This window comes from Paenibacillus sp. P46E (assembly GCF_001909095.1).
GTDB lineage: Bacteria > Bacillota > Bacilli > Paenibacillales > Paenibacillaceae > Paenibacillus_AQ > Paenibacillus_AQ helianthi.
The window spans coordinates 1-6,809 of record NZ_LVYZ01000095.1 but is presented as its reverse complement, the minus strand read 5'-3'; the positions used below and the strand labels follow the sequence as shown (position 1 = coordinate 6,809).

Sequence of the window (6,809 nt, the reverse complement as noted above, 5' to 3'; positions counted from 1 at the left end):
ATTATTAGTTTCAATCGGATCAATACGAATTGATTTCATTAATTTAGCAGCATAAGAAATAGGGATTTTTAATTCCACAAAATTATCCCCTGGAATGAGATTAAATTTAAGTGATTCAATCTCGTTAAATCCCTGTCCATCCTGATTAACAAAAAACATCTGAAGCACATCGTCTGTTGTTACGGTAATATTCAAACTCAATGATTTGATAAATTCCCCTTTAGCGAAATTAAAAGTTAAAGACGGGTCCCCAGACTGTCCAATTCCATCCATTAGATTTTCGTCCACAGTAAAATCAGCAGTATTGATAATCCCCGCATTCCTCATATCTAATTGCTGTACATTGAAATCATTTTTCGCGAAATTATATAAACTAAAGATATATTTGCTACCTCCCGTATTGAATATGAACGTAGACAGAATAATTAACGTTAGCGTTATTGTAATTTTATTCACCTTCAAGCTAATTCACCTTTTTCTTTTTGAAAAAAATAGGAAAATCCAAACATTGAAATAAAACAGAGAATCGGAAGACCGTATCTATGATTTGTCAGAAAAGGAAGCATGATTACCGTGTGATAAATGACTATTAATGCTATCGGATTTTTGAACCCTTTCCTAAGTATTAATCTTATAATTTCGTACCAGCCAAATATAACAACAGATAGAACCATTAGCATATTGGCTAATTTCAGAAATGTTTTGATTAGCCCGGAATTATGATAATAGCCCACTACATCCTGATACGGATAAAACCAATAAAAAACATTACCAACAAGCAATCTACCAATCTTTTTTACATTCCAGTACATGTAGTCTGGAAAATGAGCTTTAATATTAGAAATAGCTACTTCCTTTAACTTATCATCCCCTTCTGATTGAAGATGTGTAAAGGGCTTCGTTATTTCAAAAGTATCATAGTTTTTACCTCGATAAGGCGGTTCATCTCCCTCTGTGTCCATTCTAGAACCAAGAAACAAGACAGCGCCAGATCCATTGTTTAGTGTCAATCTATCAAATGCAATCCAATTTTTCAGAAAAAAGGGGCCTACTATGATTAAAAAAGAGATTAACATTATAGATAACCCTTTTAGCATTTTAGGATTTTTCCTGAAATGTACTAAAATAAAAAAGCCTAAAAAGAAGGGAGCCAATAAATAGGTAGATCGCGTCAAAGTGGCAAGTCCCATTATTAACCCAGATATAATAAAGTAACGATAATTTCTATTTTCATATGCTAGTACCACATAGTAAGCACTTACTAATAAAAACAGAATATAGAGAGGCTCGGTTAAAAGTGTAGGGGAAACTTCAATTAATGGAAAATAAAGAGCCATGAACAGTGACGATAATAACGCTACCTTTACATTGAAAATCCTAACAGCAATCTTATATAGATAAACAATGCTTATAGAGGTCACCAGTATGTTTGCCAACCGAATGAATAGGATGGGCTTGCTAGTTACACCCGCTAATATAAAGATGTACATAGAATTAAGAGGAGCAGCCCACAAAGATTGTTCATCAATTAGGGCTCTGAAAAACCCCTTCTCTGTTATTAATAAATAATTAGAATAGTATACATTCTCATCAGGATAAAAATTCAGTAATTTATCAGGAGTTAGCGGGAACGGCTGGGATAGAAAGTATATTACTCTTACAGCTATAGCCAAAAGCACTATAGAAAATAGTAAAAACTTAGTATTAATTTTATATCTAAAGAACATCAGCAAAACCATCCTTTAATTTATTGAAGACCTTTAGCCCCAATGTCAGGCTTAGTACAGCAAATAAAGTCATATAACAAAATGATGAGATATTAAAATCGCCAGTAGAAAGCATAATGTCCCTAAACCCCTGGATATAATGATAGAGAGGGTTGATTTCCAAAAAGAATCTGTACTTATCTGGAATTATAGTGATTGGATACACAATCGGAGTGAGGTAAAACCAAACATTTAAAAATACAGATAAAAATTGATTTATATCTCTGAGGTACACATTCAACGCCGATAATAGCAATGCAATTCCATACATAAAAGTACTAAAAATAATGATATAAACCGGAAGTAAAAACAACTTCCAAGTTATGGAGACATGGAAGAAGAAAAACAATATAAAAACAATGAACAAAAAGACAAAAAATGAAAACATACCTGATAATAAATATGAAAAAACCGTCCATTTAGTATTAAAGATAGTTTTCTTAATTAAAGATGCATTATCTATTAAGGAGTTTGTTCCTCTTACTATCACTTCATTAAAATACATCCAGGGAATCAAACCACAAATTAGCCAAATTGAAAAACTTAGTCCTCCATATTCAGGGCCTAATTTCGACTTAAGGACGAAGGAAAACACAAAAGTGTATATAAGTATGGTAGCCAAAGGCTGTATAAAAAACCAAACCAATCCTAAAGCAGAGCCAGTATATCTTTGTTTTATATCTCTAATAATCATATTCTTAATTAGATACTTGTTTTCACGGAGCGAACTCAAAACATTATGAAACATCTATAGAACTCCAATCATTTTTAAATTTTTCCCTGTATTTCCTACAAATAAAATGAATTCCCGTCCTTCCTCTACAGAGTAATTATTATATTCTGGATAAAGCCCCTTCTAATTAGTGCTATCATTACACTTTTTAAGTATGCTAAAATATCCACGTACCTACAGGAAAAGGAGATTATAACGTGTCGAAACCAGTATACGGTAAAAATGCAGCTCAGTCGAGAAATGTTGAAAAGATATCCAGTCCGGTGTGGGCATTGGTTGTTGCTTTCATTATGTTTTTGGTATGGACCCCATTTCAGGTAGGATTGTTTAATGGGCAGCAGATCGACTTTGAAAAGCCGATTTATGTGTCTTCCTTGCTCAGCGGTCTTTTGCTGCTGGTCTGGATGGGCTTGTACTATAAAAAGTTCAAGCTGGAGGAGCAGCGAGACTTGCTGGTTGTGGCTTCACTGCTGCTTCCTATAACGTATGCTCTGTCGCTGTTTGTCGCTGTTTCTCACTATATGGCGATGAACATCCTCTTTATCCAGAGTATGTATATTGCAGTATTCATTATAGCGTTATATCTGCTCAAGCAAAAGCAACTAAATGTTGTCATTCAAAATGCTATACTGGCTATCTCTTATTTTATAGTAGGTTTTGGTCTGCTGAACTGGCTGGGCAGCTGGAAAATAGCCGGAGGTCTAGTAGGCTGGTTCTCCGATACTGTACGCGGAGGCAAATATCTGGATGCGGTAATGACTGACTCTAATGGCCTGCGGTTGACCTCGATTTTCCAATATGCGAATACATACGCGGCTTTTCTGATGGCCTTTCTATTTGTGGCTGTCTTCGCGTTGGTTCGATCCAAGAAGTGGTATGGGACACTGACGCATGGATTTATGCTCGTTCCTATCATTGTTTCCTTGCTGCTGACCTTGTCCCGCGGGGGATTAGTAATGCTGCCTGTCGTCTTTATTCTTCTACTGCTGTCCCTGAAGCCTGCGAAGCAGATTCTCTGGATTATCCATCTTGCGATTGCAGGCATTGCCTCGCTTGCCATTTCGAGCCCGCTGACCAATCTTGGAACGGAATTGAATACAGCTTTTACCTCTGCTGCTGCCTTAAAGGGCTGGGCTTATCTGCTTGGGGCCTCCGCTGTTGTTGCCGTGCTTGGCTGGGCCATTCAGCGTTATCTTTCTCCTTGGCTGCAGAATAGGCTCGGCGGCTGGGAATCACGTAAGCTTTCTGGTCTGTGGCTGCCCCTCCTCTCCGTTGTGCTGGTTGCCGTTGTCGCCTTCCTGTTGATCGGTACAAGCGTACGAACCGTACTTCCAGCTAATATGGAAACACGTCTGGAGAACATCAACTTCAAGCAGCACAGTGTACTTGAACGTATTACTTTTTATAAGGATGCTATAAAGGTTGTCAAGGACTATCCGATACTTGGTGCCGGGGGCGGAGGCTGGTCTTCACTGTATGAGCACTACCAGAACAACCCGTATACAAGCCGCCAGGTGCATAACTTCTTCCTGCAATATCTGATAGAGGTTGGTATTGTCGGGTTCATCGTGTTCATGGGTTTTATTGGCTATATTTTCTACAAGTACGTTCGTGGATATCTCAAACGGGATAAAAACGAATTTGAGAATGGATTCTTTTTCTACATTATTGCTTTATCGATTCTTCTCCACAGCTTGCTGGATTTCAATCTCAGCTATGCCTTTATGGGCATTCTGATATTCATCGGTCTTGCCGGAATGGGCGTTGCCATGGACAGCAACCCGCTGCGCCGGAATTGGAATACAACGGGCTTGCGCTACGGTTACCTTGCAGCCCTGGCTATCGGTACAGTCTTTATGCTGTTCCTGTCGATTAGTGCCATTAGCTCCAGCAGTTCGGCCATGAAGGCCAAGGAGTTGATCGGCGTGAGTCAATCTTATGAGGAGCTCAAGGCACCTTTGGTAGCCGCGTTAAAGGATCGTCCATACCATCCCGAAGCAGCGGCATACCTCGCCTCAATGGACCAGCAGGTGTTTGGCCAAACTCAGGATGAGCAGTACTTAAACGAATCATTCACCGTAATCAATCGTGCGCTTAAGGATGAGCCTTATAACAAGAAGCTGCTCCAGCTATTGGCTGCATCGTATGAACTGAAAGGCCAAAGCGAGCTCTCCTTCGCCGTCTATCGGGATAATGCGGATAAGTTCAACTGGGACATTGAATGGTACGATGCTCTGATCAGCCGTTCCCAGACGCTGGCAAGTGCCGCAAATGCCAAAAAAGACGAAGCCAAGAAGCAGGAATACCTTACTGCAGGACTTGATGCTTATAAACATGTAACGGATGGTGTTGAGCATCTGAAAACTCTGCCTCCTGAGCAGCTGCAGGGACGTCCATTCTCGGTAACACCGACGATTGCTCTGAATGCGGCAAAAATGCAGCAGATCGCAGGACAAAACGAGGAAGCCACGGCGACCCTAAAGCTTGGGCTTAGTGATCATTATGCGGATGTTGTGAACAGCGCATCCCTCTGGGATACGAACTGGTACAGTTCACTCATTGCCCGCTCTTATGAGCTGGCTCAGCAGGCTTTCACCCAGCAGGATGCTGACGGTAAAGTTATGTACCTGAATGTCGGGATTAATGCTTACAACCAGGTACAAGCCGACTTGCAGGTCCAGTCACTCCCTGTCACTCCTGCAATTGCACTCAATGCGGGCAGAATCCAGTTGATGGCAGGGCAAGTTCAAGCGGCCTCCAATACCTTGAAGCTCGGTCTGTCCGAAGATTACAAGGATGCAGCCAACCGCGAGATTGCCCGTTGGTACTTGGCCGCCTTAAAAAAGGCAAATGCTGCTCAAGATCAGCCAGTCTATGACAAGCTGATTGCCGCAGATCCAGCAGAAGCCGCTCAGATCGATGCCATTGTGAATACGCAGTACTAAAGAAATGAGATTGTAAGCAAAGCGGGGGTTGTCCTTTGTTAAGGATGGCACCCGTTTTGTGAGAAAATGACGAAATACTTGTTACTGTTACTCTAAAACTTCCAATGTTAGGTTTACATGCAAAAGAGGCTGTCCCAAAAGCCATGAAATGGCTGCTGGGACAGCCCTTTATTTTGGAGTAGGGTCAACGTGAGCCCTCGGGTGGACGCTACGCGAACGGACCGTTGTTCCAATCGCTGTTGTCCCCAGATTTTATTTATTCTCCTTCGCGGTGAAAATCCGGGGACAAAGGCGACCGCTGCCGCTTTTCCACAATCGTTCCGTCCTCTCCGCTGTTTAAGCGGGAAATGGGGTCTACAATCTTTAAAAAAAGCAAAAAAAAGAAACCATCCTTTGGTAAAATGGAGTTACCACACAACCATTTCAAAGGAGAGGTTTCTTTTGTACATTCAATATACCATGGACCAACTTTGCTTGCCAATGGATCTGGAAGAAGATATTCCAGAACATCACCTCGTTCGTATCGTCAATGCCGCCGTTAACCGGCTGGACGACGGCATTTTTGACGCGGCCTACCCAGGTGGTGGCCGTGACAGCTACCATCCTAAAATGCTGACCAAAGTCATTATTTACGCCTACACACAGCGCATCTATTCCTCTCGCCAAATCGCCAAATCCATTCGGGAGAACATCCCCTTCATGTGGCTGGCCGGACGGCAGCGACCCGACTTCCGTACCCTTAATCGCTTCCGTTCCCTGCGAATGAAAGATGTCCTCGAAACGGTATTTACCGCCGTGCTTCAGTTTTTGGCTGACGAAAAATACGTTTCTCTGGAGCAGTACTTTGTGGACGGAACCAAAATTGAGGCTAACGCCAATCGCTACACGTTTGTTTGGGGGAAAGCCGTCAGTAAACACAAAGTCAAACTGCAGGATAAGGTGCATGCCCTGTTCGCTGCCATTGAAACGGCAGAAGAACAGGAAGAACAAGAGAATTCAGGCAAAGACCTGGCTGAACTCGGCACAGATTCCGAAGTGAGCAGCGTGAAACTTGAACAGGTGGTGCAAAAGCTCGAAGCTCAGCTGGCCCAAAAACCGAAAGACAAGCCCCTAAAAAAGGCTGTTCGGACGCTGCGTAATGATTTGCTTCCCCGACTGCTGAAGTACGAACAATACCAAAAGCTGCTTGGGGACCGGAACAGTTTCAGCAAGACGGATCCAGATGCAACGTTTATGCGGATGAAAGAAGACCACATGCGGAATGGCCAGCTGAAACCGGGATACAATGTGCAAATCGGGACCGAAAACCAGTTTATTTTAGCCTACAGTGTACACCAAAGACCGACCGACACCCGCTGTTTAGAG

At 42.1% G+C, this 6,809-nt stretch carries 5 protein-coding genes; 2 read left to right on the top strand and 3 right to left on the bottom strand.

Features of this window, described 5'->3' with window-relative positions:
• From A3849_RS30025 to A3849_RS30015, 3 genes are all read right to left on the bottom strand, one after another.
• A partial coding sequence (locus A3849_RS30025) for a hypothetical protein (RefSeq protein ID WP_143191942.1) occupies nucleotides 1–456 on the bottom strand: 456 nt, incomplete at its 3' end.
• 2 nt (nucleotides 457–458) lie between these two features.
• The gene (locus A3849_RS30020) at nucleotides 459–1,727 is read right to left on the bottom strand and encodes an ArnT family glycosyltransferase (protein ID WP_074114732.1); all 1,269 of its coding nucleotides are present in this window, start codon (nucleotides 1,725–1,727) and stop codon (nucleotides 459–461) included.
• Nucleotides 1,717–2,514 (bottom strand): ABC transporter permease, encoded by a 798-nt coding sequence (locus A3849_RS30015; RefSeq protein ID WP_074114731.1) that lies wholly within the window; start codon nucleotides 2,512–2,514, stop codon nucleotides 1,717–1,719. Before A3849_RS30015 ends, A3849_RS30020 begins: the two co-directional genes overlap by 11 nt.
• A gap of 182 nt (nucleotides 2,515–2,696) precedes the next feature.
• On the opposite strand from A3849_RS30015, the gene A3849_RS30010 reads away from it, so the two are divergent.
• Both A3849_RS30010 and A3849_RS30005 read left to right on the top strand, forming a co-directional pair.
• A complete protein-coding gene (locus A3849_RS30010; RefSeq protein ID WP_074114730.1) occupies nucleotides 2,697–5,444 on the top strand; it encodes an O-antigen ligase family protein in 2,748 nt (915 codons plus the stop codon).
• A 441-nt stretch (nucleotides 5,445–5,885) separates the two neighbouring features.
• The coding region (locus tag A3849_RS30005; RefSeq protein ID WP_143191941.1) for a transposase at nucleotides 5,886–6,809 on the top strand (924 nt) is incomplete at its 3' end.

Coding starts and splice junctions, on each gene's coding strand:
- A3849_RS30015 (WP_074114731.1), bottom strand. CDS start 2,514: ATGTTTCATAATGTTTTGAGTTCGCTCCGTGAAAACAAGTATCTAATT.
- A3849_RS30020 (WP_074114732.1), bottom strand. CDS start 1,727: ATGTTCTTTAGATATAAAATTAATACTAAGTTTTTACTATTTTCTATA.